This window comes from Candidatus Omnitrophota bacterium (assembly GCA_041653595.1).
Classification (GTDB): Bacteria; Omnitrophota; Gorgyraeia; order Pluralincolimonadales; family Pluralincolimonadaceae; genus Pluralincolimonas.
Map to the genome: position 1 here is coordinate 61222 of JBAZFB010000006.1, position 24814 is coordinate 86035.

General features: G+C 52.3%; 30 protein-coding genes. 2 read left to right on the forward strand and 28 right to left on the reverse strand.

What is annotated here, in order from left to right; all coding sequences use genetic code 11:
• Positions 1 to 120: 120 nt before the first annotated feature.
• Genes WC317_03890 through WC317_03905 form a run of 4 tightly spaced genes read right to left on the reverse strand, consistent with a single transcriptional unit; the run spans position 121 to position 2542 of the window.
• Positions 121 to 606: a tetratricopeptide repeat protein gene (locus WC317_03890; GenBank protein ID MFA5339276.1), complete on the reverse strand. Its 486-nt coding sequence runs from the start codon at positions 604 to 606 to the stop codon at positions 121 to 123.
• Positions 607 to 608: 2 nt separating this feature from the next.
• A complete protein-coding gene (locus tag WC317_03895) occupies positions 609 to 1319 on the reverse strand; it encodes a cytochrome c biogenesis protein CcdA (GenBank protein ID MFA5339277.1) in 711 nt (236 codons plus the stop codon).
• Positions 1320 to 1331: 12 nt separating this feature from the next.
• A complete protein-coding gene (locus WC317_03900; protein MFA5339278.1) occupies positions 1332 to 1871 on the reverse strand; it encodes a hypothetical protein in 540 nt (179 codons plus the stop codon).
• Complete coding sequence (locus WC317_03905; GenBank protein ID MFA5339279.1) at positions 1868 to 2542, reverse strand: TIGR00730 family Rossman fold protein; 675 nt, start codon at positions 2540 to 2542, stop codon at positions 1868 to 1870. The genes WC317_03900 and WC317_03905 overlap by 4 nt, the downstream gene beginning before the upstream one ends.
• A gap of 95 nt (positions 2543 to 2637) precedes the next feature.
• On the opposite strand from WC317_03905, the gene WC317_03910 reads away from it, so the two are divergent.
• On the forward strand, positions 2638 to 4116 hold the full coding sequence (locus tag WC317_03910) for a glucose-6-phosphate isomerase (protein ID MFA5339280.1): 1479 nt from the start codon (positions 2638 to 2640) through the stop codon (positions 4114 to 4116).
• 13 nt (positions 4117 to 4129) lie between these two features.
• Here WC317_03910 and WC317_03915 read toward each other — a convergent pair whose 3' ends face one another.
• The 10 genes from WC317_03915 to WC317_03960 all read right to left on the reverse strand — a co-directional run bounded on the left by WC317_03915 (position 4130) and on the right by WC317_03960 (position 12829).
• Positions 4130 to 5116 (reverse strand): OmpA family protein, encoded by a 987-nt coding sequence (locus tag WC317_03915; GenBank protein MFA5339281.1) that lies wholly within the window; start codon positions 5114 to 5116, stop codon positions 4130 to 4132.
• 14 nt (positions 5117 to 5130) lie between these two features.
• Positions 5131 to 6042, reverse strand: coding sequence for a class I SAM-dependent methyltransferase (locus WC317_03920; protein ID MFA5339282.1), 912 nt, complete (start codon positions 6040 to 6042; stop codon positions 5131 to 5133).
• Positions 6043 to 6046: 4 nt separating this feature from the next.
• Positions 6047 to 7000, reverse strand: a complete 954-nt coding sequence (locus WC317_03925; GenBank protein MFA5339283.1) for an aldolase catalytic domain-containing protein — start codon at positions 6998 to 7000, stop codon at positions 6047 to 6049.
• Between the two features lie 30 nt (positions 7001 to 7030).
• Positions 7031 to 8440: an HD domain-containing phosphohydrolase gene (locus WC317_03930; GenBank protein MFA5339284.1), complete on the reverse strand. Its 1410-nt coding sequence runs from the start codon at positions 8438 to 8440 to the stop codon at positions 7031 to 7033.
• An 86-nt stretch (positions 8441 to 8526) separates the two neighbouring features.
• Positions 8527 to 9270, reverse strand: coding sequence for a glycosyltransferase (locus tag WC317_03935; protein MFA5339285.1), 744 nt, complete (start codon positions 9268 to 9270; stop codon positions 8527 to 8529).
• On the reverse strand, positions 9267 to 10526 hold the full coding sequence (locus tag WC317_03940; GenBank protein ID MFA5339286.1) for a glycosyltransferase 87 family protein: 1260 nt from the start codon (positions 10524 to 10526) through the stop codon (positions 9267 to 9269). The genes WC317_03935 and WC317_03940 overlap by 4 nt, the downstream gene beginning before the upstream one ends.
• Positions 10523 to 11587, reverse strand: coding sequence for an NAD-dependent epimerase/dehydratase family protein (locus WC317_03945; protein MFA5339287.1), 1065 nt, complete (start codon positions 11585 to 11587; stop codon positions 10523 to 10525). Before WC317_03945 ends, WC317_03940 begins: the two co-directional genes overlap by 4 nt.
• A gap of 32 nt (positions 11588 to 11619) precedes the next feature.
• Positions 11620 to 11808, reverse strand: a complete 189-nt coding sequence (locus tag WC317_03950) for a ferredoxin (protein ID MFA5339288.1) — start codon at positions 11806 to 11808, stop codon at positions 11620 to 11622.
• Between the two features lie 36 nt (positions 11809 to 11844).
• Positions 11845 to 12213 (reverse strand): response regulator, encoded by a 369-nt coding sequence (locus WC317_03955; GenBank protein ID MFA5339289.1) that lies wholly within the window; start codon positions 12211 to 12213, stop codon positions 11845 to 11847.
• 115 nt (positions 12214 to 12328) lie between these two features.
• Positions 12329 to 12829 carry a DNA-binding response regulator gene (locus tag WC317_03960; GenBank protein MFA5339290.1) on the reverse strand — a complete coding sequence of 167 codons (501 nt, stop codon included), beginning with the start codon at positions 12827 to 12829 and terminating at the stop codon, positions 12329 to 12331.
• 26 nt (positions 12830 to 12855) lie between these two features.
• On the opposite strand from WC317_03960, the gene WC317_03965 reads away from it, so the two are divergent.
• Positions 12856 to 13125 (forward strand): hypothetical protein, encoded by a 270-nt coding sequence (locus tag WC317_03965; protein ID MFA5339291.1) that lies wholly within the window; start codon positions 12856 to 12858, stop codon positions 13123 to 13125.
• On the opposite strand, the gene WC317_03970 is transcribed toward WC317_03965, so the two are convergent.
• The 14 genes from WC317_03970 to WC317_04035 all read right to left on the reverse strand — a co-directional run bounded on the left by WC317_03970 (position 13108) and on the right by WC317_04035 (position 24802).
• Positions 13108 to 13968, reverse strand: coding sequence for a 2-oxoacid:ferredoxin oxidoreductase subunit beta (locus WC317_03970; protein MFA5339292.1), 861 nt, complete (start codon positions 13966 to 13968; stop codon positions 13108 to 13110). The two genes, WC317_03965 and WC317_03970, sit on opposite strands and share 18 nt — an antisense overlap.
• Positions 13955 to 15670 (reverse strand): 2-oxoacid:acceptor oxidoreductase subunit alpha, encoded by a 1716-nt coding sequence (locus WC317_03975; protein ID MFA5339293.1) that lies wholly within the window; start codon positions 15668 to 15670, stop codon positions 13955 to 13957. Before WC317_03975 ends, WC317_03970 begins: the two co-directional genes overlap by 14 nt.
• Positions 15671 to 15698: 28 nt before the next feature.
• Positions 15699 to 16322, reverse strand: coding sequence for an NAD(P)H-dependent oxidoreductase (locus tag WC317_03980; protein MFA5339294.1), 624 nt, complete (start codon positions 16320 to 16322; stop codon positions 15699 to 15701).
• A 17-nt stretch (positions 16323 to 16339) separates the two neighbouring features.
• Positions 16340 to 16678, reverse strand: coding sequence for a hypothetical protein (locus WC317_03985; protein MFA5339295.1), 339 nt, complete (start codon positions 16676 to 16678; stop codon positions 16340 to 16342).
• A gap of 174 nt (positions 16679 to 16852) precedes the next feature.
• The gene (locus WC317_03990; protein MFA5339296.1) at positions 16853 to 17278 is read right to left on the reverse strand and encodes a biopolymer transporter ExbD; all 426 of its coding nucleotides are present in this window, start codon (positions 17276 to 17278) and stop codon (positions 16853 to 16855) included.
• Positions 17275 to 17895: a MotA/TolQ/ExbB proton channel family protein gene (locus WC317_03995; GenBank protein MFA5339297.1), complete on the reverse strand. Its 621-nt coding sequence runs from the start codon at positions 17893 to 17895 to the stop codon at positions 17275 to 17277. The genes WC317_03990 and WC317_03995 overlap by 4 nt, the downstream gene beginning before the upstream one ends.
• Before the next feature lie 53 nt (positions 17896 to 17948).
• Positions 17949 to 18728 (reverse strand): DUF4239 domain-containing protein, encoded by a 780-nt coding sequence (locus WC317_04000; protein ID MFA5339298.1) that lies wholly within the window; start codon positions 18726 to 18728, stop codon positions 17949 to 17951.
• Between the two features lie 13 nt (positions 18729 to 18741).
• Positions 18742 to 19653, reverse strand: a complete 912-nt coding sequence (locus WC317_04005; GenBank protein ID MFA5339299.1) for a serine hydrolase — start codon at positions 19651 to 19653, stop codon at positions 18742 to 18744.
• Between the two features lie 56 nt (positions 19654 to 19709).
• Positions 19710 to 20846, reverse strand: a complete 1137-nt coding sequence (locus WC317_04010) for a radical SAM protein (GenBank protein ID MFA5339300.1) — start codon at positions 20844 to 20846, stop codon at positions 19710 to 19712.
• On the reverse strand, positions 20846 to 21979 hold the full coding sequence (locus tag WC317_04015; GenBank protein ID MFA5339301.1) for a GNAT family N-acetyltransferase: 1134 nt from the start codon (positions 21977 to 21979) through the stop codon (positions 20846 to 20848). The genes WC317_04010 and WC317_04015 overlap by 1 nt, the downstream gene beginning before the upstream one ends.
• A gap of 11 nt (positions 21980 to 21990) precedes the next feature.
• The gene (locus WC317_04020; GenBank protein MFA5339302.1) at positions 21991 to 22365 is read right to left on the reverse strand and encodes a response regulator; all 375 of its coding nucleotides are present in this window, start codon (positions 22363 to 22365) and stop codon (positions 21991 to 21993) included.
• A gap of 16 nt (positions 22366 to 22381) precedes the next feature.
• Positions 22382 to 23509: a PAS domain-containing sensor histidine kinase gene (locus WC317_04025; protein MFA5339303.1), complete on the reverse strand. Its 1128-nt coding sequence runs from the start codon at positions 23507 to 23509 to the stop codon at positions 22382 to 22384.
• Complete coding sequence (locus tag WC317_04030) at positions 23506 to 23883, reverse strand: response regulator (protein ID MFA5339304.1); 378 nt, start codon at positions 23881 to 23883, stop codon at positions 23506 to 23508. Before WC317_04030 ends, WC317_04025 begins: the two co-directional genes overlap by 4 nt.
• Positions 23884 to 23947: 64 nt before the next feature.
• A complete protein-coding gene (locus WC317_04035; protein ID MFA5339305.1) occupies positions 23948 to 24802 on the reverse strand; it encodes a hypothetical protein in 855 nt (284 codons plus the stop codon).
• Positions 24803 to 24814: the final 12 nt, after the last annotated feature.

Genomic DNA, 24814 nt, shown 5'->3' on the forward strand with positions numbered 1-24814 from the left:
TTGGTCTTGTTCTCCGAAGTTTGATTAAAGGTTCCCGGTGGGGAGACTAGTGATGTTAATATATCATACCGGCAGATAACTGTCAACCCCGCGCCTTAATAAAGGCGCGGGGTAAAGCCGCTACGGGGCGGCGAGCCCTTTTTCCTTTTTCGCGATGATCTCCAGCATCATCTTGGCGGATCTTGTGTAAAACTTATAATTCTGGTCGGTGACATTCGGGCTTTTCCCCGCGGAGGCCGCTTTAGAGAAATATTCCTTTGCCGTTTTGATATCTCCCCCTTTTTTATACATCATTCCCACGTCAAAAAGGGCGACGGCGTTGTCGGGGTCCAACTCTATCGCCTTCTTGTATTCGATGAGGGCCTTGTCGTCGCGGCCCATGAGGCTGTAACAATACGCCAGCCAGTTCCTCGAGTCGACGTCCTTTCCGTTAAAGGCAAGCGTCTTCTCGTAAGTCCTCGCGGCGTCGGGGACTATCCTCGCGCTCATGTAATCCCCTGCGCGCCTGTAGAGCAGATACGCCAGGGCCGGCCTCAGGGCGATAAACGATATCGCGATGAGTATCGCGCTTATGATATAATTTCGTTTTTTTCCTATCTCTATCATTGTCACCCCAGAATAAATAAGGATATTGCCAGCAGTATGAGTATGTTGCCGCCTATTATAGGGGCGACCTTTTCCACCATCTCCACCTTGGGGTAAATATACTTGACGATGCCGCTGAAGACCCCGACCAGTATTATCGGGAACGCCTGGCCGAGCGCGTAGGTGAAAAATAACAGGATGCAATAGAGGAGGTTCTGTTTAAGGATTCCGAGGCTCGCGATGACCAAAAGGAACGGGCCGCAGACCGGGCATGTAGGGGCCTCAAAGAGGACAAAGACGAACCCGAACAGGAAAGCGCCCAGCATCCCGCCGTGCCGTATCTGTAAGACGCGCGATACGGTATCCTCAAAGAACCTGAACCTGACAAGCCCCGCCATCTGAAGTCCGACCGGCAGGACGATGATGGCAACGAGATAATAAAAGTACCTGCTTAATCTCATCATATGGCCGGCAAGGGAGCCAATAAGCGAGAACATGACGCCCATAAGCGTATAGCTCAGGACGAGGGCGGATACGAAAGAAAGGGTCAGCAAAAATGCCCTCTTCTTGGACGTGGATACGCCGCCGATAAGGCCGACTATCACAGGTATCCTGATGATGGTGCAGGAGGCGAGGCTGAGGACCGCGGCCGCCCAGAATACGACGACGAAAGTCCAGGGCGAGCCTTCTTTTATTATATTCGTAATTGCGGCGACATCAAAAGTCATGGTCATGGGTCCGTATCCCTACAAGGCGAAGGTATAGCCGGCCATGTCCAGGTACCTCATCGGCAGGTTTGTGGGTTCGCTCACGAAAAAGATGGACGGCCTGCCCCTGCCCGGCTCCGACATCTCGCAGTGCGGCGTGTCCTTAAGCATCGTGAAGACGCAGGTCTTGTGGTCGTTGTATTTGAGGCGCAGGAGAAGGAAATCCTTTGAGGCCAGCCTCCCTTTCCTTGCCTTCCTCTCTATATCCCTGTATTTGGACAGGGCTATGGCCATCAACACCGGTTTTAGCTTCAGGCCCGTATTGTTTATCACTATGAATTCCTCGTTGTGGGGATGCGAGTTGAGGGCGATCCTGCCGCCGTTATCCGACCTGACGCAGATCAGCTTGTGGGTGCCGTGCTCGACCGGCGAAGAATAGATGGTATCGACAAGGCCGTTTTTTGCCGTCCTGCGCAATATCTTTGCCGTCGGCTTAAGCGTCCTTATCAGCCCCTTCTTCTCGAGGCGCAGGAGTATCTTACCGGTGATGTTCATCGGTTTGAGCCTTATCGTTTTCACGCTGATTTTTCTCTCGCCTGCTTATTGTAAAATTTCTTTATCACACCGACAACGTCTTTCGGCTCATCCACGATCGTGAAGAGCTTAAGGTCTTCTTTGGATATTGCCCCGCTCTTAAGGACCGTCGACTTGAGCCAGTCGATCATCCCCTTCCAGTACCCGCTTCCCATCATGACCACCGGGAATTTCTGGATGCGCTGGGTCTGGATAAGGTTGATGGCCTCGAAGAATTCGTCGAGCGTGCCGTACCCTCCGGGCATTATCACGAAGGCCTTCGCGTATTTAACGAACATGACTTTCCTGACGAAGAAATAGCGAAAATCGAGGAGGGTGTCCACGTATTTATTGGCTTCTTGTTCGAGAGGTATCTGGATATTCAGGCCTATCGAGTGGCCTTTCGCCCTCTTCGCGCCCTTATTTGCGGCCTCCATGATCGCGGGGCCGCTGCCGGTTATGATGGCGTATCCTTCCTTGGCGAGCAGGTAAGCGGTCTCCTCGGCCATCTTGTAATATTTAGTGCCGGGCTTGAAACGGCTGGAGCCGAATATCGACACGGCCTGGCCGGCCTTGGAAAGCGTCTCGAACCCGTCGACGAACTCGGACATTATCCTGAATATCCGCCAGGTGTCCTCCTGCGTGAAATCATTTACGATGGCGACATCCTTGCGCATGGCGTGCCTCCTCATTAAGGAAAGGGTGGATTCTGTTGATTTATTGTATCAAAGAGTAGTAAAATAGGCAAACCAAAAACAGAAAGGGTTCTACGATGAAAGAACTGAAATTCGATTTCAATAACATGTTCGGTTTCAATGTCGGAAAAGAGAATGGCGTCGAGGAAACGGAATTAAACGCCCTCTCCTACTCCGTAAAAGAGGCGCATGAACACCTGGCCTCTGTCCTGGCCGACAGCCGCAACAGGGTAAAATTGGGCCTTGAATGGACGCGCCTGCCTTTCCAGGATAAAAAGGAAATAAAAAATATCCGGAAGCTGGGGAACGAGATAGCGAAAAAATACGAGAACGTGATATCCCTGGGCATAGGCGGTTCGTATCTCGGCCTGAAGGCGGCGCAGGACGCCCTTTGTCCTCCTTATTATAACGAATTCGCCGGCGCCAGGAAGAAACGGCCGAGGGTATATTTCGAGGGGAATAACCTCGACCCGGACACGCTGTCTGTGCTGCTGAAAAATTTAAATCCGAAAAAGACATTTGTGGTAGTCATCTCCAAATCAGGCGAGACGACCGAGACTAAGACCGCCTTTATCGCCGTCGAGAACTGGCTTAAGAAAGGCGCGGGCAAGGACTACGGCAGGCAGATATTCGCGATAACCGACCCCGAATCCGGGAGCCTGCGCAAGATCGTAGACCGGCACCGGGAGAAGGACAAGCTGAGTTTCAGGAACCTCCCGCTGATGAAAGGCGTGGGCGGAAGGTTCTCGGAATTCAATATGGGCCTCCTTCATCTCGCGATAATCGGCATCGACATAGAGAAAGTCCTCGAGGGCGCCGCTGATATGTGCAAAAGGTGCGGGACGATCGACCTCTACAGGAACCCCGCATACATGTACGCGGCCCTGCACACGATACTCTACAGGATGAAAGGCAAGGATATAGCCATAATCATGCCTTTCTCCGAGACTTTGAAATCCACTGCCGACTGGTACGTCCAGATGCTCGCCGAGAGCCTGGGGAAGAAATATGCCAGGAAGATAAACAAGGCGCGGGACGGGCGCGAGGAATGGGTAAACGACACCGGCCGCGTAGTAAACGCCGGGCGCACTCCTATCTCCGCGCGCGGGACGAACGACCTGCATTCCATCCAGCAGAACAACATCGAGGGGATGAATAATAAGGTCGTGACCTTCATCCGCGTCGAAAAATTTAACAATGAGATCAAGGTCCCCTCGGGCCCGGAAAGCGGCATCCTCGCAGGAAAAAAGTTCTCGGAGATGATAACGCTCGCCCAGGAGGCGACGGAGTGGGCTCTAGTGCGGGAATCGAGGCCGAACTGCACGATAATGATGCGCGAGGCCTCGGCTTATAATTGGGGCGCCCTTCTCTTCTTCTTCGAGATGGCAACGGCTTTCGAGGGGGAACTGCTGGGAGTCAACGCCTTCGACCAGCCCGGCGTGGAGGGATATAAGAACTATATGTATTATAAGCTCGGCAAACCCGGCCTTTCCGAGAAGGTCGCCGACGAAATAAAGAACAATCCTCTCCTCAAAAACCCCAAATTCATCCTATAAGGAATTATGGTGATTATTCTTTAGGGATGATAATTTTGGTCCCGGCTTTCAATTTGTTCGGGTCCTTGATTTTTTCCTTGTTGACCTCATAGAGATATTTCCACTTCGCGGGATTCCCGAGTTCCTTCTTCGCGATGGAAGAAAGAGTATCGCCTTTCTGCACTACATACTCTCTTTTGGAGACCTTTATCTTGCTCTCGACATTCTTCTCTTCCTCGATGACATATTTTCCCTCTTCAACCTTCGTGGCCTGTTCGAGCTGCGCCTCGCCCGGGGCCGGGATCATTACCTCCTCGACCTCGGCTATCATGAACTGGGCGTTGCGGTCCTTCTGCATCCCGACCAGGTCTGTGACCGGCGCGATGGCGTCGAGCTTTCCGCGGCTTACTATCTTGATACGGCTATTCGGTATACCGTTCTTGAGCATGAAATCTTTCACCGCGTCGGCGCGCTGCCTTCCGAGTTTTTCATTGTATTTTTCCGTTCCGCGGATGTCGCAGTTACCTGTTATAAGGATGCTGCAGTCGGGATTATGCTTTAAAGTCCAGACGGCCTCATCGAGGATCTTCTTGACGTCAACGCGCAAATAGGATTTGTTATAATCAAAGTAGATCTTGACGTTCTTTTTTATGTTCTTGATGAGCAGCGACGGCCTCAATTCCTGCGGCTTGGGGGGAGGCAATTCTTCCGATTTATAATCGAATATTATCTTATACATGTATATGTAACCCCTGTTCCCCCACAGCGCGGTCGTGCCGGGCGCAGCAGTGCCGGGCTCCTTCGGCCACCACCAGTATCCGCCCATATCCGCGTCCTTTATGGGAGCCGGTTGAGCGTCGGTAGGCCACCATTGGAATTGTTTCTGTAATTCCTGCATTTCGGTTTCGCGGTTGGCCTTTTTCTCCTCTTTGCTCATGAAAAGGCTTGTGGCAAACAGGTTCGGCGCGGTCAAAATGATCAGGCCGATTAATGCGTATCTCACGATCGTCCTTTTCGACATTCTAGGTCCCTCCTTTAAAGGGTTTTAGGTAAAATTTTTATGCCGCGGAATAAGACCAGGTGATCCTGCAATTGGATGAGAGGCTTCTTCGGAAGCCAGAATTTCCTATATACGAACTCGGTGATCTCCTCTCTCTGCGCAACGCTGTAGTTATGGACGTTGGGATAGAGCATTATCATCCAGATCACCGCCATGAATTCCCCGAAATCATCGACGAAGAAATTTACGCGGCTCCTTTTCATCAGGACCTTCGCCTTCCGGAATACGGGGTCCTTATCGAGCTCCCTCCTGAAATGCCGGAGATCCTGGTCGTTATGGCAGCCGAAGAATTTTCCGGCGAAATGGCCGTAGAGCCAGCTGGTCGTGGATTCACCGCCGCTCTTCGACGCCATCATTATAGCATGGATGGCCCCCCGCGGAGCAAGTATTCCGCGGTAAAGGTTATCGAAGAGCCGGTCCCATCCGGGCTCCTGGCAATAATAGAGCGAATGGTGAAGCATGATGAGGTCCATCCTTCTTCCGCCAAGGCGGCCATTCAAAAAACGGCCGGCGCCGCCGGGGCCTGAAAAGATCCTGTTGTAATCGCCGACGATGGTCTTGACGTGGTCAAGCGACTGCCTCTTGATGCGCTCGTCAACCAGGCCGAGCGATTTCTTTTCTATGTCCAAAAGATAGAGGCCTCCGCGGAAGACGGCCTCGAGTATCCTGAACTGGGGCTCGTTGCTGGAGCCGACCGAAAGGGCGGTAAGAGGTTTATCCGGCGGGAACTCCTTGCAGAGGGCCCTGATCACCGCGGCAAGTTTCTCGCCGCTGTCGACCTTATCCTTGCTGTATTTGGCCCAGATCTTGTCCTCTTCGAACATCTTCGAATCGGAGATCCTGACCCCTTTTTCTATCAACCTCATTCCCGCGGGACCGATACCCATCTTCTTACTGCGTCTCTCCGCTTCCTATCAGGCTCTCGTAAAACTCCCTGTAATCCTCTTTTTTGTCGCTTCCGCGCAGGGCCATCGCGGCGCGCGGATGTTCGTCAAGCATGCCGGTTATCGCGTACGGTATTATATAACCCCATTCCATTTTTTCCCTCAGGGGGATAAATTCCTTCGATATCAGGTCGAGCACCGGACGTATATCGAACTTGGGGTTCTTGAGGAACCCGAGTATAAGCTCGAGCGGGCAGTTGCCCGCGGCCCTTCCCAGGCCGTAAACAGTCCCGTCGACGTAATTCGCGTTGTGGATTATCGCCTCTATCGTGTTGCCGAAGGCGAGCTGCTGGTTGTTGTGGGCGTGTATCCCGATCTCCTTGTCCTTTATTATGCCCTTTGCCTTCTTTACCAGCAGTTCGGTCGTCTCCTGGTACAGCGCTCCGTTGCTGTCCACGATATAGATGACGCCGGCCTTGCACTCTTCGTTAAGCTGGTGGAAAGCCTCGGTTAGCTCGTTGTCAGGCGCCCTGGAAATGGCCATTATATTGACCGTCGTCTCATAACCCTTGTCCGCGAACCGGTTGGCGAGGAATATCGCCTTGTCTATGTCTTTGACATAACACGCGACCCGGACCATCGACACCGGGCTCTCCTTCCGCGGTTTTACGTCTTCTACGTCCACGCGGTCGACATCGACCATGACCGAGATCTTCGTCTTCGATTCGATGCCGTCTATGACCCTCTTTATCTGTTCATCGTCGCAGAATTTCCACTGGCCGTATTCCTTCTCCGAGAAGAGTTTCTTCGAGTTCTTATATCCTATCTCCATATAATCTATCCTGGCTTCCGAGAGCGCCTTATAGACCGCCCGGACGAACTTGAAGTCGAAGTCGTGTTTATTTATGAGCCCGCCGTCCCTTATCGTGCAGTCCAGCACCTTTATCTTTTCTCTGAACACTTTATTGGTCTCCTCCTCTTAAGGTCATGCTCAAGCATCCTTACCTTCCCTGCTCAATACCCTGAGGAAGGCATCGACTAATAGCGGGTTGAACTGCGTCCCGCTGTGCTTTTTTAATTCTTCTATGGCAACCTCTTTAGTCAGCGGTCCCCTGTAGGCGCGGGTAGTGGTCATGGCGTCATAAGCGTCGGCGACCGAGACGATCTGGGCTAACATATCTATCTCATCGCCTTTAAGGCCGTCAGGATAACCCGAACCGTCGTACCGTTCGTGATGCGACCTGACGATGGAGAGCATACGCTTATCCAGGAAGACAGGTCCCAATATCTCCTCTCCCGTAACCGGATGTTGCTTGACCGTCCTCCATTCTTCATCGGTCAGTTTTTCCACCTTGTTCAATACCCTCTCGTCGATGCCTAATTTTCCTATATCATGGAGCTCGGCCACTTCTTTCAGCATGTCGGCGTCTTTTACGGAAAGTCCCGTCTCGAGGGCGAGCGCGCGCGAATACTCGGAGACCCTGTCAGAGTGGCCGCTCGTGTAACTGTCTTTCGCTTCAAGCCCGCGCACTAACGATTGGACGATGCGGTAGAAATAATCCCGTAAGGCCTCTTTTGACGCGACGAGGCTCTCTGCCATTTTATTAAAGGACTCGCCCAACCTGCCGATCTCATCTCTTCCTTTTATGTGGACCCTGTATTGGAGGTCTCCCGTCGCGAAGTGCCTGGTAGCTTCCTCGAGTTCCTTGACCGGATCGGTCGCCCTCTTTGAGACCAGGAGCCCTAAGGCTACGGAGATCAGCATGCCCGCGCCCAATACCAAAATAGCGCGCCGTAAGAGTTCCCTCTGTGTCCCGTAAACATTTTGCGCGCTGATATCTATCCCGAGTATGGCTACCGCCTTGCCGTCCTTGCCGCGGATGGGAGCGTAGCCCGAGAGGGTGGCCCCCCATTCGTCGATCATGAGTTTACTATCGGCGGAAGGGCCCGATAGCGCTTTTAACATCTCAGGGAACCTCGAGGCGTCATACTTATCCCCCGGGTACGAGGTGGCCCCCGACTCCCCCTTGGTCTGGACCCTGGGTTCGGGATCGACTATAAACTGCCATACGCCCTTGTCGGTCCGGTCCATGGTGTATATGAAAAGTATCTGGGGGTTCGCTTTTTTTATCTGTGATAATTTTTCGGCGATGGTATTGTATTGCGAGCTTTTTACGCCGGCGCGGTCAAGCGGGACCTGCATAAGGAGATCGGGATCCACGGTAAAGGCCGCCGTCTGCGCGACCATCTTGAGGTGTTCCCTGAACTGCTCGAATTGCGCTCTATAGCTGAATTGGTATAAGAGCAGGCTGCTGATCGCGGCCACCAAAAACAGTGAAAGGACGAGGGCCACCGTGATCTTCGAACGAAAACTCCCGAAAAAGAATTGGTTATTGTTCATATGGGCCTGCCGTTGCCTCCATCGGTATAGTAGATATTATACGTATATACCGCCGTAAATCAAGATGGCACTTGTGATAACAATATTCATCGGATCGATCGGGAAACCTTTTTCCCCGCAGAAAGCCGCAAGGCATAACCGATGACTTTGATGTAGCTCCAGCCTACCGCGAAGAGGCGGAACTTTGACTTTCCCATCCCGGCCCCCCTCTGTATCCATGATACCGGGACTTCCGCGATATTATATCCCGCAACGATGGGGAATATGCCTGTCTCCGCATTTATGGCGAAATCACCGCTCCTCCACGGCAGGCCGCGTATTATCTCCGCCTTATAAAGTTTAAAATTATTGGTGAGGTCTTTCTGCCTTATATTGAAAAGCGCCCTGACGATAAAATGGAACGAGCGGTTCATTATCTTCTTCATGGGCGGATAATTGACCAGCTTCCCGCCTTCCATATACCGCGAGCCTATCGCCCCGTCGAACCCTTTCCGCTCCGCTGCCGCGATAAGCGACCGCACCTCCTTGATATTCTCTATAAAATCCGAATCCATCGTAAGGACATAATCGGCCTTGGGGCTGACGTTCCTGAAACCGGTCTTTAACGCGAGCCCGGCCCCGCTCGGCCGGCCTTTTTCTATCAGCCTGACTTTGCTGTCGCGGCCCATCCAGGCCCGGACGATATCTGACGTCCTGTCCGTGCTGGAGTCGCTGACCACAAGGACCTCGAGAAGCTCGTCCGGATAATTACCCAGCAGGCCTTCAAGCATCCCGCCGATATTCTCTTCTTCGTTATGGGCGATCAAGACAGCCGAGAGGTTGCCTTTCATCGCGGACCGGCCTTTTTAAGCAGCGGGGTCCCGATAATGGCCTTCACCATCGCCGCCCACAAGAACAGGGTGGCCCACGAAATAAGGGAAATACTTTTGAAAACAGGCACGAACACCAGGCAGGTGGAAATAAATAAGGCCGAAGCGGCCGCAAGCAGGAATTTTTTCCCGGCCGGCGGGGTTTCCGCGCGCGCGGCATAGTTAAGGACGGCGAAATAAATGACAAACGTCCAACCCCAGGTGTAATAAATGCAATACTGGGGAAGCAAGAGCGCGAGCATTAAAAAGACCGGATAGAGCAGCCCCTGCGAGGATTCTTCCCTGTTCTTCCAGGCCGCGATGCATGACAACAGGACGATCACCGCCGAAAGGCCCCTGATAAGCAGATGGATCAATTCCGGAGAAACGAGATAACGGAAATTATTGGTCCCGCCCGGCGCCAATAGCCTTCCGACGGCCCCGGGAAGCGATTGGTTGCTTACCCTCAGGTCGAGGTAGTTCACGTAAGAGGCCGCGGCAGAGAACGGCTTGATGGCGCGGTCGAACCATTCTCCCAGCAGGTAATTATTGAACCCTATGCCGAATACCGCGGAAGGGACCAGGAAAAAAATGACAAAAAAGCCCGCGATGAAGCTAAGGATGAACCTCCCCCTGCTTTTTAATACAAAATAAAGGATAAAGACCAGCAAAGGGCTGTATACGGTCAGGGCGAGGCAGAAGTATACGGCCGAAAAGAACATCCTTCTTTCCTTGAACAATAAAAGGGCCGTCAGAAGGAAAAATAGGGCGACGAGCTTGTTCTGGCTGTTGGACAATTCATATAACAGGAAAGGCAAAGCCAAGAGGAGGCTTATCTTCAGGTTCAGCAAACCCTCCTCTTTAGTGCGCGACCGGATGAGCCGGAGCAATATCAACCCGCTGAGCGCTACCGCGGCGAGCTCGGCCAGGTACCATGCGAATATGGAGGGCAACATGCCTTTGAAAGTCAAGGGTTCCGCGGCCGAGAATTCGGCCATTTCGCTTCCCAGCATAAAGGGATATTGGAGTATCGTCATCCCCGGCGCGTAACGGAAGAGCGGACGGTTTACGTCGGAAATATTATCATACGGCGACTTGCCGTGCAATACCTGGTTGACTCCATACAACCCCACCTTCAGGTCCCTGCCGCCCCTCATGGAAAGCGAGATGCCTGTGACTATGACTGCTATAGAGACGGCCGACCAGAAAAAAATATTAAAGACCCTGTATCTTTTCATTTATTTCCGGACAATTCTTTCTGTTGTTTGAATATGTCCCCGATCAGGCCGCGGGCATCGTAGGAGATCTTCCAGCCGGGATAATGGGACTTGAATTTTGAGAGCCCGGATATCCACCATATGTGGTCCCCTATCCTGTTCCGGTCGACGTAATCGTAAGGCATCTTCCTGCCGGAGACCTCCTCGCAAAGCCCTATCGCCTCAAGGACAGAAACGCTGGTGCTCCTGCCCCCGCCCATATTATAGACCTCTCCGGAGCGGGGTTTTAGATAGAATTGGTGGAAGGCCTCGACGAGGTCGCGGGAATGGATGTTATCGCGCACCTGTTTTCCCTTATAGCCGATGATAGTATACTTCTTCCCGGAGACGCAGCATTTCACCAGGTAGGACAGGAAACCGTGAAGCTCGGCCCCGGAATGATACGGTCCTGTTATGCAGCCGCACCTGAATGCCGCGGTCTTGAGGCCGAAATACCTGCCGTATTCCTGGACGAGTATATCGGCGGCGGCCTTTGAGGCGCCGAAGAGGCTGTGGAGGCAGTTATCTATGCTGAAGGATTCGTCTATACCGCCGAAAAATTTGTGGTCCTCGGGCAGCTCGAACCTCTTCCCGAGCTCCACCAGGGGAAGCCTGTTGGGATTGTCACCGTAGACCTTGTTCGTCGAAAGGAAGATGAAGACCGCCTTTGGGGCGCGCAGCCTGAAATTTTCCAGGAGAGCCTGCGTCCCCCCGGCGTTTATATCGAAATCCGTGGAAGGTTCCCTGGCCGCCCAGTCATGCGAGGGCTGGGCCGCTGCGTGGATTATAAGGTCGAAATCGTATTTTGCGAAAAGGCCTTCGACAGCGGCCTTATCCCGTATATCGAAGTCATGATGGACATAATCCGGGGCGGTCTTGAGGAGAAGGTCTTTGTTCCATTCCACCGAACCCGCGTCGCCGAAGAATTTCTTCCTCATGTTGTTGTCGACGCCGATGACGCCGAAACCCTTGTGAGAAAAAAATCTGACACACTCAGAACCTACGAGACCGGCAGAACCGGTCACAAGGACTAATTTCTTCATGTGTCATATTATAGCAGAATTTACGAAATACGCTATTCTGTTATTATGATCGCCGTCACGGGGCATTCATCCGCTGCCTGCTTGCAGGCGGCCTCGACGGCTTTAGGGACGGCGGCGACATAAACCACCGCCTTCTCTCCCTCCATTTTATAGACATCCGGACAGGTCTGCACGCACAATGTGCAGCCTATGCAGATATCCGGGTCGATTTTCACCTTCATCCGATCTTCCCCTTCTTCTTTAAGCATTCTATTATCTTATCCGATAGCGGCTTCCACCGCGTTGATCACATCCAGGGGCTTAAACGGCTTCTTGAGGCATTTCTTGATACCGAATATGCTCAGGAGGAACGCGTATTCCTCCTTAAAGAACGACGACATCGCGATTATCGGGGTCTTTTCCAATTCCGGGAGCCGCCTTATCTCCTCGGCCAGCTGGAACCCGCTCCTCCCTGGCATCTTAAGATCGAGTATTATGAGATCCGGTTTTGTGCGGGACGCTATTTCCACCGCGGCGACGGAATCGTTGACGGGGATTATCTCATAGCCGCTCATAGACATCGTCTCGTTCAGCTCCTCGAGAAATTCCGTGTCGTCATCGACTATCATCACTTTTTTACCGGCCATCTCTTTATGCCTCGTTTGATACATAGATATTATCTTATCGCGGTAAAAGTGTAAACAGGCTGTTTCCCCTTTTTATTGATATTTTTCTACTGAGGGCTTACGGGTCAAAACGCGGTTACCGCTTCCGTTTAGCGGTTTTGGCCCGCTTGCCGGGGCTTTTGCCCGGCCTTACCTTCTTCCTGTATTCCGTCGGGGTGTATCCCGCTAACTTCTTGAACTGCCTTATGAACGACTCCGTGTTTTCGTAACCCATCCTCTCGGAGATCTGGTTTACATTGTAGTCGCCCTTTTTCAGGAGCTCTTTGGCCTTGCCTATCTTCAACTCCAATTTATAGTCGCTGAAACCTTTCTTTATGTTCTCTTTGAATATCCTGCTAAGGTATTTCGGGCTAAGGCAGACCGCGCCAGCGGCCTCGTTCAAGGTTATCTTCTTGTACCAGTTCCTTTCCATGAACCGTTTGACCTTCTCTATCTTCCCCTTTAAACCTTGTTCGTTCACTCCGCCTTCGCCGCGCCTGGCCTCCAGCAGGCCTTCTACCGTCTCTTTGAGCCTTGCGATGCCTACCGGCTTTTCCATATAATCGTCCGCGCGGGCCTTCAGGGCTTCGATCGCCATCTTTTGAACTATGCCCGGTCAGGATAATGATCTTTAGGTGCGGGTCCGTTTTTTTGATCTCAGCCAGGACGTCGAGGCCGTTCACTCCCGGCATCTTGACATCCAGGATCACCAGGCCGATCTCGTTCGCCCTGCCCAATAATTTCAGGGCCGCTTCCCCGTCAGGGACCTCGACCACATCGTATCCTTCCAGGAAGTCCCTGAGCTCGCTCCTCAGCCCTTCATCGTCATCCACTATCAAGATCTTATCAACCATGGGCTTCCTCTCTTTCCTTTTTTTACGCGTATTCTTTTAAGATGCCTGTTATGTCGATATCATCTATCTTCTCTTCGACCAAAGGCGGACGCTTATTTAATCCGCTCTTTTCCTCGTAGCTCGCCTTCTCGGCCTTATAAATTATCCCTATGGGGATCCTGTCGCCCCATTCCGAAGCCTTTTGGAGCGCGGCAACATAATTTCCGGGATCATATGCGGGATCGTCGTTTGCTTTGTATATCCTCTTTGAATACCATTCGTAAGTGTTCTTCTTGTTGAACGAAACGCACGGCTGCAGGACCTCGACGAGAGAGAACCCCTTGTGTTCTATCCCTTCGAGAATCAGCCACGAGAGATGCTCCATATCTGCGGAATAACCCCGCGCCACAAAACCCGCGCCGAGGACTATCGCCATCTCCAGCGCGCGGATAGGCTCTGAGATGACGCCTTGCGTCTGGACTTTCGTTACATACCCCTCATCGGTCGAGGGCGAGGCCTGGCCTTTCGTCAGCGCGTAGATCTGGTTATTATGGACTATCACGGTAATATCCGTATTGCGCCTGATGTTGTGTATGAAATGGTTGCCGCCTTCACCGTAACAGTCGCCGTCGCCTGTGGTGACGAGGACGGTCAATTCGCGGTTGGCGATCTTGACCGCGGACGCGTATGAGAGAGACCTGCCGTGGAGCCCGTTTATGCAGTTGCATTTTATATAGTGGGGCAATTTCGCGGCCTGGCCTATCCCCGAGGCGATGACTATATCCTTGGGCTTCCGCCCCAGTTTTACGAGCGCCGCTTTCAATGCGTTGAGGATGCCGAAGTCCCCGCACCCAGGGCACCATGCTATCGGATCGTTGCTTATGAAATCTTTAACGTCTGCCATTGTTCACCGCCTCGGAGGCCTTTTCTTTCAGGAAGTCCGCGTTAAAAGGCCTGCCGTCATATTTTAATATGGAACCGTCGACTTCGATGCCGGTCGAGCGCCGGATGAGTTTCGCCAGTTGGGCCCCGGCATTGTTTTCAACGGTAACGGCCTTTTTTGCCCGCTTCAATAATCCGGCTATATGATCCGAGGGGAACGGCCATACCTGGGATAGGTGTATAAAACCCAGCTTCTTCCCTTGCGTCGCTTCGCAGGCCTCCTTCATAACCCCGTAGGTCGAACCAAAACCTACCAAAACCATGTCGGCGCCGCTCAGGTTATAAGCCGTCGGCTCCTCGACCTCGCGCGAGAGAAGCGCCATCTTCTTATAGAACCGCTTATCGACCATCGACATCCTGATCTTCCCGTCTTCGGTGATATGCCCTTCTTCGGTATGCTCGTCGCTATCGGCGTAAATTACATCCTCGATCCACGAGGGCACGGCCATAGGCGATACGCCTGTTTCGGTGAGCTGATAACGCTTATACCCGGTGACCTTCTTCGAATCCTCTTTTGATATTATGTGGCGCTCTACCTTCGCCTTATCCATATCGAACGGGTCAATGTCGCGGGAGGAATCGGCCAGATGCTGGTCTGTCATTATCAGGACCGGTATCTGGTACTTTTCCGCGAGATTAAATGCTTTTACCGTAAGGTAGAACGCCTCTTCGACCGTCCCGGGGGCAAATACCGCCCTCGCGAATTCGCCGTGGCCCGCATGTATAAGAAAATCCAGGTCAGCCTGTTCGGTGCGGGTCGGGAATCCTGTCGCCGGGGCCGGCCTCTGAGCATCCACCGCGACGATAGGCGTCTCGAGCATCCCGGCAAGGCTTAACCCCTCGACCATCAGGGCGAATCCGCCGCCGGATGTGGCGCACATCGACCGAACGCCCGCAAAAGACGCCCCTATTATCATATTTATCGCGGCGATCTCATCCTCGGCCTGTTCGACGATGATATTGAAATCCTTCGCGTAGCGGCTCAGGTTCTCCATTATGCTCGTCGAGGGCGACATCGGATACGCGGAATAAAATTTGCATCCTCCCCTGATCGCGCCCAGGGTTATCGCCTCATTGCCGTTCATCAAAAGGTTTCCGGCCGCCGCGCCTTCCTTGACGGCGAAGGCGTCGGATCGGAAATATTTCGCCGAGAAATCATATCCCAGTTTCGCCGCGGCTATATTTATCTTTATGACATCCGCGGGCTTATCCGCGAATATCTCCTTTAACGCCTCCTCCACGAGACGGAAGCTGATCTTTGTGATCCCGGCCGCCACGCCGCACGCCGCGGAATTCGCGAAGAGCTCGCTTCCTCCTGCTTTTTTGGCCATATCATAAAAAGGCGCGTCGAAAAAACCCGGGCCTGTTTCCTCGGTGCCGAATTTCTGCCTGTCGGTTATCATAATGCCTTTTTCCGCCATATCCGGCTTATGTATGCTTATGCTTCCCTTATCCAGGCAGACGGTGATATCGCTTTTCCCTTTTAGCGTAAAGACGGGCCTCTCCGAGACCCGCAACTGCGAAAAATTATTCCCGCCGCGGATGCGCGACATAAAGTCCTGGTTCATGAATATATGCAGCCCGGCTTTTTTGAAGACTTTCGCCAGCGCCGTGCTTATAGCCTGCATCCCCTGGCCCGCTTCTCCGGAGATCTTTATCGTCAATTCATCCCGCAATGGACCTTCTCCTTAGTCAGAATTTTGCGGCCGTTATCCTGGCGGCCTGCTGCGCTTCGTTTATCTTCTGTTTCTGCAGCTCGGGCCCCATATCCATAGGCTGGGCGACGACAAACGTGATATCCGTGATGCCGCATAACCCGAATATTCTACGGAGATAGGGCTCCTGGAAATCGGCGGCGCGCATCTCCTTGGAGCTGTAATCGCCTCCCCTGCTGGCGACAACAACCATCTTTTTGTTCTTCACCAGCCCCTCGGCGCCGGTCGCCGTATAACGGAAGAGGTACTTCGGCTGGACTATGACATCGATATAATGCTTGAGCGTGTACGGGACGCTGAAATTCCACATCGGCGTGCTTATCAGGTAGCCGTCCGCCGACATAAACCTCTCGATATGCCTGACTATCTCTTCCCAGGCCTCCTTCAGGTCGCCGGTGAGGTCCTTGCCCGACAAAAGGACATATTTACCGTCTACCCTCTTTAATGTAAGCGAGGGAAGGTCCTCCTTCGAAAGGTCCAGTTCCTCCACCGTCCAGTCGGGATGGCCTGTCTTGAAGGCCTCAAGGAAGGCGCCGGATACCGCCAATGTCCTGGATTCTTCCCCTCTCGGCGTGGCTATTATGTGCAGTAATTTTTTCATTTTGCTCCTTTCCGGTATTATTTTTTTATGACCCTGAATGAGCTGTAACTATAATCGCTTTTTTTGCCGCCCAGGAATACCTGCCTCAAACTCCATGTATAGACCCGGCCTTCACTGAATGTAGCAGCCGGGATTTTTGCGGGACTGGTGGAGATATTGTGTTTCATTATAAACCCTGTGACCGTGGTGTCGTAACCGTTATACAACCTTAACTCGTAATGGTCGGTCTCGGCAATATCGGTCGTCTCCCACCGGAAGACAAGGATATCTTTTCCCTCAAGGTTGATGTCGTTTGTCGTCGGATAAAGGAGCGTCGGAGGGACGGACCGGCCGGATCTTAAAAAAAATTTGGGCATTGCATAGGAATACGGCGAAAAGCAAGCGAGGCATAACAGCAGAGCTAAACTCGTAAATAACCTCATGGGCCTCATAAAATAATTATAAGGGATGGCGGAGATATGTAAATTGCCGCATTCCGCTTTTTATTGACTTTTTTCTACCTTACGGGCTGCGGCGGGAGGGAATCCTATTTATCTATCGGCCTCTCTTTCGCTTATCGCCCCTATGCTCAACCTGTTCACGCCCAGTTCGTTCAAGACGTCGAGGACGCTGACCACATCCTTGAACGGCGTCAGCCTGTCCGAATGGACGACGACGCTTATATCCGGGGTCTTCCTGTGCAGGGCGTCTATCTTCGCCCTCAATTCCTTTTTCGTCACCCGGTCCTGGTCGACATAGGTCGAGCCGTCCTTCATTATGCTGACATATACCTGCGCCTTCTTCGGCGCCTCGAGGGGCTGTCCGCTCTTGGCCTCGGGAAGCTTTATATCAAGGCTCGTCTGGGATATCAGCGGGGTCGCTATCATGAATATGACCAGCAGGACGAGGATAACGTCGGTGAAGGGCGTTATATTTATCTCCGCGACCAGCCTTTGCCTTCTGGATTCTCTTTTCATCTGTGTTTGGTGGCGATCAGGTCCATGGTTTCGGAAACGCACAATTCCATATCTACGACGAACTTATCTATCCTCTTGATGAAATAATTATACGCGATGACTGCCGGGACGGCGACGCAGAGGCCGGCCGCGGTGCATATCAGCGCCTCGGCTATGCCGTTAATGACGACGTTTATCCCGCCGGAACCGGCGCTCTGGGCGATATCGTGGAAAGCCCTTATTATGCCCAGGACGGTCCCGAAGAGGCCGATATAAACGGCGGTGCTTGCGATCGTGCCGACCACGCTGGTATATTGCTCCAATTTGGTGGTCTCTATCGTCACTTCCCTCTCCATCGCGTTTGATATCACGGACTCATTGTGGCCGAAGAGCTTCAGTCCGGCATGGACGACGCCGGAGAAAGGCGTCTTGGTGTTTTCGCAGATATCCAGAGCGTTCATGAGGCGGTCCCTCTTCAATTCCGCGCTTATCTCATCCATAAAGTCCCTTCTCTTCACCCTGGACCTGCTTTTGTAATAAAAACACCTCTCTATTATTATCGCGAGCGACAAGATAGAGCAGCCGACAAGGATTAATATGACAAAACCTCCGCCGATGACCCCCTGGAACAATGACATAAAAGTTGCCTCCTTAATATTCCTATTTTATTGGATTTCGAACTCGAATATCTTTAATCCAACAGCATCTCTTTAAACGGCTCCGGGGATATCGAGACCGAGCCGGTGAAAGGGAAATCCAGCTCCATGATAGTGAACAGGATCAACGATATCATCGCCGAAAGTATAATTACCATTATGATCTGGGCTTTTATGCTTTCCGCGCCGAATAAAAATGTAAAGGAGATGGTGCCGAGCGCCCCTCCTATCAGGACAAACCATAGCAAGGATTGGATCCCGGACCTCGAATCCATCAGCCGTTGCCTCCTTAATTCCCGGAACGAATTCAATTTCCTGACCGATTCATCGAAAAACGATTGCTCTGTAGAGGTCTTCGGCTGGTAAGAAGTATAAAGCGTCCAGATCTGCCGCATTATCTTTTCCACCCTGGGGCTCATCTCCCCCTTCCGCATCGACTTCCATTCGTCGTCGACCACAGCCTGCCGGTATTCCCGGAGTAGATCGCCCACCTTCTGCCTGAAACCCGGGGAAAAGGCCTCTGCGTCCCTGTAAATGTCGGCCATGTAATTAGCTTCCATCTCCACATTGCAGTTCGATTTGTCATAATTCTGCCAGACGGTTACCACGACAAACGCTATAAGCACGGCATAAACGGCGCCGACCGCGCCGAGGATCGGGTCGGCTACGTCATGATGGGTCCTTAACCTGCTATGCGGCACGAAACGGCGGACTATCAGCAGCCCCACTATTGAAAATAAAGTAAATCCCCCTATTACGAACGGGCCTAAAAGCCAAGCCGGGAACCAGAACATTACTTTTTGTATCGTAGGCACTTCTACCCCTTTTTTAAAAGCTCCGGTAATAATTATACGTCAATAACGCGATATCCGAAATAAGTTTCTTCGCGGGCATCGCGAACCTGTTCTCGTGCTTGACCAGGACGCATATCAGGAAATCGCCGTTATCGGTGAATACGATCCCCACATCGTGGCAGATATGCCTTTCCAGGCCCGTCTTATGGGCGATCGACGTACCGTCCCTGGGAAGCTTCCTGGGGATCCTGTCGTTTATCTTCTGCTGTCCCAGTAACTCGAGGCATTTGCCGGATATCTCATCGCTTAAGAATTCCTTACGATACAATTCCTCCAGGAGGCCGGCCATATCCGCCGCGGTCGTATAGTTCTCCTCACCCGCCCTCCTCTCCTTGAAATCCATCATCTTGCGCGCCAAATTGGTGTCCCTTAAGCCCATCTTCCTGAAATACGAGTTCAAGGTGTCGAACCCCATGAAATCGATAATGACGTTCGCGGCGGCGTTATCGCTCTGCGTTATCATAGGATGGAACAACTCCTCTACGGTAAAGACCGAGCCGACCGGCTTGTTGCCCAACACCTTAGAACCGCTTACCCTATCGGCGTAGCTGAGCCTCACAGGGTCGTTTAAATGTATCTTCCCGTCCTGCGCGGCGTAAAAACAGGAGAGCATGATGGGTATCTTGACCAGGCTCGCGGAGGGTATGGGGGTATTTTTGTTGAGGTCGATCTCACGGCCTGTATCCAGGTCCTTTATCACAAGGCCGACCGTGCCTTTGAAATGCGCGACTTTATTCTTCAGGTCCCTCTTTAGCCCCGCCCATGCCTTCTCCCTGGCCCTTGAGGATACACTCTCCGGGGAACCGGCATAATTCCTGTACGCGATAAATAGACCTGCGCCCAGGAAGATAAAAGCGGCGGCTATCAATACCGTCTTCGTCTTCATGTTTGATATTATAGAGGATAATGCCTTGTTATGACAAGGACTTTGATGGCCCGGTGTCAAAAGGTGAGGTATTGGCCGGCCTTGACGAGGAGTTTGCTGCGCCTTCCCAGGTTTTCGATAGAACTGATCCTCGCCCCGCTCTCCCGCAATGAAAGTATCTTCTCGACCATCACGTGTCCCAGTCCGGGAACGCGCAGCAGCCGGTCCTTGTCATCTTTATTTACATATACGGGAAAAAATTCGGGATGAGACTTCGCCCACATCTCTTTCGGGTCCGTCCCCAGGGAGAGGTTGCCGTCCCGGTCGAGAGGGATCTCGTCCGCCCTGAAGCCGTACTTGCGGATGAGCCAATCCGTCTGGTAAAGGCGGTGCTCCCTCGCCAAAAGGTCGCTATTGGTGAGGTCCGAACGTTCGCCGGGGAGTTCCGGCGAACCCGCGCCGCGCTGGTAAGCGCTGAAATAGACGCGGCTGAGGCCCAACTCCCTGTACAGTTTCCAGGAATAGCCGATGATCTCCTTGTCGGTCTCCCCGGAAGCTCCGACGACAAATTGGGTGGTCTGCTTGATCCCCGCATAAGGAGAACCTTTCGCTGTGAGGCGGCTTATCAATTCTATCGGCCGTATGATGTCGCGGATATAATCCTTGGTCGTGCTGAGATGCCTGAAGTTGCTTTCGCCGGCCGTCTCTATATTCAAAGATACGGCCGTAGCCAGCGAAAGGCTCTCCCTGATAGCCGCTTCGGAGGCGCCCGGTATTATCTTTAAATGGATATAACCCCTGAACCGCATCCTGCGCAGGTTAAGCGCGGAGCGGTTGATCCGTTCCATGGTAGCGTCCGGACTGCCTGTTACCGCGCTGCTCAGGAACAGCCCGCTGACCCTCCGGGCATTATAATAAGACATGAAAGACGCGGCCAGTTCACCGGGGCTAAGGGAGCAGCGCTCCGTATCGGAACCGGCCCTTAGGGGGCAATATTTGCAGTTATTGACGCACTCGTTCGAAAGCAGGGTCTTGAAAAGGTATGTCGTGCCGCCGTTAGGGAGCACTACCGGGTATATCCATTTGCCTTCTTTAGAGCGGCGGCGGTGCTCGTCATCGTTTGTGCCGCAGGCGCAGGCGAGGTCGTACCGGGAATCGTTCGATAATACCGAAAGCCGTTCGCCCGTATCGGGGCTTTTCTTGATAGATACCATTATTTTTTCCGCTTCGAAAAAAACTTATATAATTTTTCCACCAGGTTCCGGCTGAAGACCCTGACGACCGGGTTCAGGAACCTGTTGCGGTGCTTTACGTAATTATACGACGGGACAAGCCTGAAACCCAGCCTCCTCTTAGATTCATACCCGGTTGTCCCGAATTCATACAACCTTATATTATTGTTAATACACCAATCCAGCTGGTCGCGGAACCTTATAAAATAAAGATGGAAGTGGAAGGCGATCGAATAATCGAACCCGAGAAAATAATCGATGAAACGGCCTCCTGATGCCAGGCAGTAGCTGAACGCGACCATTTTCTTATCCATCCGCCATAAGAAAAACTTGGTCTCTTCCGGCATATTCCCAGATATGTTCCTGAAAAAATCCACCGGCACTTTTTCTAGCCCCACCTCTTTCCTGCCGAACGTCTGGAGGTAGAGGGCGTACGCCTCTTTCAGTTCGTCCTCTTCCAGCCTGCCCTTCACTTCCAGGTCGAACTTGACCTCCTCGTCGATCTTCTTGAACTTTCTCCTTAACCCGCTCCTGGACGCGTAGCTCAGCGTCCCGAGGTAGCCGTTAAAATCCCGGAAACGGATATCCATCTCCGTGAAAGGCAGGGACGCGGTCCTGAAAAAACCGTCATCAAGGCATTTATCAAGGATATCCTTGTACCTGAAGCTGAAATCCTTAAATACGACGACCTTCGCCTTTTTTTCCTTCGCTATCTGCTCCATGCCTTCGCATATGGCCTTGACCACCATCCCGGGATCCGCGGCGGCGGCGATCCCTATCCTGCCCTGGCCGTTAGGCAGGCCGCAGATCAGGATCCTGGGGTTAAAAATAAAAGGGAAGATACTCTTGATGCACCTGGCGAACCCTTTGAGCTTTCCGGTAACGCCGAAATCCAGGCCGAAATTCATGACGAAGCAGCTGGTCGCCCCGACCGGGATATCCTTGTCATAAACCAGGATGTAAAAGAACGAGAATTGCGACATCTTTGATTCGTCGAGGGTCTTTAGGAAAAAATAGTTCTCTCCTGCCTCCGGCATAAGTTTATTCCAGTCCCCGACGGGGATCTCTTCGATCTTCCTTGCGATCTTAATATTAAATCCGGATCCCGCCGTCATGTCGTATAGCCCTACTTCTTCCCGGCTAAGATACTCTTGACCCGCGTGATGAATTTGTCTTTAGGCGTGGATTTGGATATGTAATCCAGCCCGCCTATCTTCCCGCCGCTTGCCGCGACCTCCTCTTCCCTGACGAGAGCCGTCAGGAAGACGACAGGGATATCTTTCGTCTTATCGTTCTGTGAAAGGGCCTCATGCACCCGCGTCCCGTCGACCGTCGGCATCATGATATCGAGCAGGACAAGGGCCGGGGCTTGCGATACGGCCATGTCGAAACCTTTCTTCGCGTCGCTGGAGGTCAGGACCTCGAACCCCTCCTTCGATAATATCTCCGAATAAAGTTTAAGCACCATCACATCATCGTCTATCATAAGGACCTTCGCCATCTTTTGCCTCCTCTTCTTAACAGATATTAAGCGGCAGGGTGAAATAAAAACGCGTGCCTTTGCCCTTGCCTTCGCTCTCAAACCACATCTTGCCTCCGTGCAGCTCCACGAATTTCTTGCTTAACGGCATGCCGAGCCCGGTACCCGCGTATTTACGCGAATATTCGCTGTCGACCTGCTCGAATTCCGAAAATATCTTATGGTTGTCCTTGGCTTCTATGCCTATGCCGGTATCCCAGACGCAGACCAGGATCTCTTTTTTGTCGGTTTTTTTGGCGTCAATGCCGATCTTGCCGCCGTCCGGGGTGAATTTCATCGCGTTTGAGAGCAGGTTGAAGATGACCTGCTTGACTTTCCTCTCGTCCGCTTTTATTACCCCTACCCCTTCACCGACGTCCGCGGAGAGGGTTATGCCGTGTTTAGCGGCCTTCTCCGATATAAAAACAAAGCTTTTCTTCAAAAGTTCCTTCAGGTCGAACTCTCCCGGCTCAAGCTCCATTTTTCCCGCTTCGACTTTCGAGAGGTCGAGTATATCGTTTATCAGCGAGAGCAGGTGCTTGCCGCTCTCCCAGATGTAATCAAGGTATTCTTTCTGCTTATCGGTCAACGGGCCGAAGCTCTCGTCTTTCATCAATTCTGAAAAACCTATTATCGCGTTAAGCGGCGTCCTTAATTCATGCGACATATTCGCCAAAAACGAACTCTTCGCCTTATTGGCGCTCTCCGCCGCCTCTTTCGCCTTGACTATCTCTTCCTCGGCCTCCTTAAGCCTGGTTATGTCGTTGCCGATGCATAGTATCTCCCTGACTCGGCCGTCTTCGTCGAGGATCGACTTATTGGTCCAGGCGATCCACACGCGCGTGCCGTTGCGCATCACGTTCTCATTCTCATTGCTTACATAGCTCGACGGGTGTAGCGCCATGTCGTCGATCATCGCCTTAAGGTCGCGGCCCGAGGAATCGGCCGGTGCCACTATCGTGCCGACGACGTTCTTTCCCAGTATCTCCTCCTGCCTGTACCCGAAAAAATTCTGGGCGAACCTGTTGAAATAAGTGACATCGCCCTTCATATCCATGCGCAGGATGATGCTGTTGGCGTTCTCCACGAGTTCGCGGTACTGGATATCGAGTTCGTCCCGGCTCATGAGGATAAGTAGTCCTTTATCTTTTTTACCAGCCCTTTCGTGTCGATCGGCTTCGGGATGAAATCGTCGAACCCCGCGGCCCTTATCCTCTCCTCGTCCTCTTTCATCACCGACGCGGAGAGCGCGAGGACCCTTATGCGGTCGAGGCGGCGGTCCTCCCTTATCTTTTTATGTACCTCGAACCCGTTCATCTTAGGCATATTGATATCGAGGAGGATGATATCCGGGATGGCATTCTTTAAGGTCTCGAGCGCGGCTGCGCCGTCACAGCAGCTTAACGTATTAAAACCGTTGATCTCGAGAAGATCAACGGTAAGTCTCATGTTCAGCGGTTCGTCTTCTACTATAAGCACCGTCTTCTTATCGTCGGTCATATTTCACGCTGATTGCCCTCGGCTATAGTATATATTCCTTACTTACCCAAAACAAGGTCAAATATCAAAAACTAAAATTACCCGATTTCACCGGTGTGGCCTGCTTCTCAGCTTCCGGTTTGGCCTGTTTCTCAGTTGCCTGATTGGCGCGGCGCACTGCTTCCTGGCGCGCTTTCTCCTGCTTTTCGGCCTCTAGTTTTGCCTTGAGCGCTTTCTCTTTGTTCTCTTTCTCTATGCGAGCCTGATCTTCTTTTTGCTTGCGTTCATTATCTTTGCGCTCTTTATCTATGCGAGCCTGATCTTCTTTGGCCTTGCGCTCCTGCTCTTTCTTCTGGGCCTCAAGTTGTTTCCGGGATTCCTTCTCGGCGGCTTCCTTTTCCTTGCGTGCCTTCGCCTCGCCTTCCAGGCGCGCTTTCTCCTGCTTTTCGGCCTCTAGTTTTGCCTTGAGCGCTTTCTCTTTGTTCTCTTTCTCTATGCGGGCTTTTTCTTCCTTTACCCTTGCCAGCCTTCCCTCTTCCTCCTTCTGGCTGAGGAGCTCTCTCTCCTTAGCTTCCTTTTCGCTTGTCTTTATATATTCCTGCATACCGGTGCTTTTGGTTATATCCACCGCTTTCCGCCATTCCCGCTGGGCCTCCGGCAATTTACCTTGCTTATAGAGGGCATCCCCTTTCTCGAAATGCTCCCTGGCTGCCGCTTCTTTCTCCATGTTCCGTTCTTTGAGTGCCTGCTCCTCCAGTTCTTTATCGACCTTTTTGATATTTTCGTTCGCCTTTTTTATCATCTCTTGGAGGTTGTAGGTATATCCCTTGCCGGCCGGCCGGGCCTCTTCCGCCGGCGAATGCTGGGCTAAAGATAAATTGCCGGCCAGAAACAGGACAGCCAGTACCGGCGCCGCAAAATTGATCTTTTCTTTATACATCGCTCTTCCTCC

Excerpts from the sequence above, each read along its gene's own strand:
- WC317_03985 (MFA5339295.1), bottom strand. The coding sequence starts at position 16,678 with ATGCCCAAATTTTTTTTAAGATCCGGCCGGTCCGTCCCTCCGACGCTC.
- WC317_04010 (MFA5339300.1), bottom strand. The coding sequence starts at position 20,846 with ATGGTATCTATCAAGAAAAGCCCCGATACGGGCGAACGGCTTTCGGTA.
- WC317_03960 (MFA5339290.1), bottom strand. The coding sequence starts at position 12,829 with ATGGCGATCGAAGCCCTGAAGGCCCGCGCGGACGATTATATGGAAAAG.
- WC317_03945 (MFA5339287.1), bottom strand. The coding sequence starts at position 11,587 with ATGAAGAAATTAGTCCTTGTGACCGGTTCTGCCGGTCTCGTAGGTTCT.
- WC317_04005 (MFA5339299.1), bottom strand. The coding sequence starts at position 19,653 with ATGAAGACGAAGACGGTATTGATAGCCGCCGCTTTTATCTTCCTGGGC.
- WC317_04030 (MFA5339304.1), bottom strand. The coding sequence starts at position 23,883 with ATGACCGACGATAAGAAGACGGTGCTTATAGTAGAAGACGAACCGCTG.
- WC317_03895 (MFA5339277.1), bottom strand. The coding sequence starts at position 1,319 with ATGACCATGACTTTTGATGTCGCCGCAATTACGAATATAATAAAAGAA.
- WC317_03890 (MFA5339276.1), bottom strand. The coding sequence starts at position 606 with ATGATAGAGATAGGAAAAAAACGAAATTATATCATAAGCGCGATACTC.
- WC317_03905 (MFA5339279.1), bottom strand. The coding sequence starts at position 2,542 with ATGCGCAAGGATGTCGCCATCGTAAATGATTTCACGCAGGAGGACACC.
- WC317_03930 (MFA5339284.1), bottom strand. The coding sequence starts at position 8,440 with ATGAACAATAACCAATTCTTTTTCGGGAGTTTTCGTTCGAAGATCACG.
- WC317_03990 (MFA5339296.1), bottom strand. The coding sequence starts at position 17,278 with ATGAAAAGAGAATCCAGAAGGCAAAGGCTGGTCGCGGAGATAAATATA.
- WC317_04015 (MFA5339301.1), bottom strand. The coding sequence starts at position 21,979 with ATGACGGCGGGATCCGGATTTAATATTAAGATCGCAAGGAAGATCGAA.
- WC317_04035 (MFA5339305.1), bottom strand. The coding sequence starts at position 24,802 with ATGTATAAAGAAAAGATCAATTTTGCGGCGCCGGTACTGGCTGTCCTG.
- WC317_04025 (MFA5339303.1), bottom strand. The coding sequence starts at position 23,509 with ATGAGCCGGGACGAACTCGATATCCAGTACCGCGAACTCGTGGAGAAC.
- WC317_03915 (MFA5339281.1), bottom strand. The coding sequence starts at position 5,116 with ATGTCGAAAAGGACGATCGTGAGATACGCATTAATCGGCCTGATCATT.
- WC317_03940 (MFA5339286.1), bottom strand. The coding sequence starts at position 10,526 with ATGAAAAGATACAGGGTCTTTAATATTTTTTTCTGGTCGGCCGTCTCT.
- WC317_03980 (MFA5339294.1), bottom strand. The coding sequence starts at position 16,322 with ATGAAAAAATTACTGCACATAATAGCCACGCCGAGAGGGGAAGAATCC.
- WC317_03920 (MFA5339282.1), bottom strand. The coding sequence starts at position 6,042 with ATGGGTATCGGTCCCGCGGGAATGAGGTTGATAGAAAAAGGGGTCAGG.
- WC317_03965 (MFA5339291.1), top strand. The coding sequence starts at position 12,856 with ATGATCTTTAGGTGCGGGTCCGTTTTTTTGATCTCAGCCAGGACGTCG.
- WC317_03910 (MFA5339280.1), top strand. The coding sequence starts at position 2,638 with ATGAAAGAACTGAAATTCGATTTCAATAACATGTTCGGTTTCAATGTC.
- WC317_03935 (MFA5339285.1), bottom strand. The coding sequence starts at position 9,270 with ATGAAAGGCAACCTCTCGGCTGTCTTGATCGCCCATAACGAAGAAGAG.
- WC317_04020 (MFA5339302.1), bottom strand. The coding sequence starts at position 22,365 with ATGGCGAAGGTCCTTATGATAGACGATGATGTGATGGTGCTTAAACTT.
- WC317_03995 (MFA5339297.1), bottom strand. The coding sequence starts at position 17,895 with ATGTCATTGTTCCAGGGGGTCATCGGCGGAGGTTTTGTCATATTAATC.
- WC317_03950 (MFA5339288.1), bottom strand. The coding sequence starts at position 11,808 with ATGAAGGTGAAAATCGACCCGGATATCTGCATAGGCTGCACATTGTGC.
- WC317_03955 (MFA5339289.1), bottom strand. The coding sequence starts at position 12,213 with ATGGCCGGTAAAAAAGTGATGATAGTCGATGACGACACGGAATTTCTC.
- WC317_03970 (MFA5339292.1), bottom strand. The coding sequence starts at position 13,968 with ATGGCAGACGTTAAAGATTTCATAAGCAACGATCCGATAGCATGGTGC.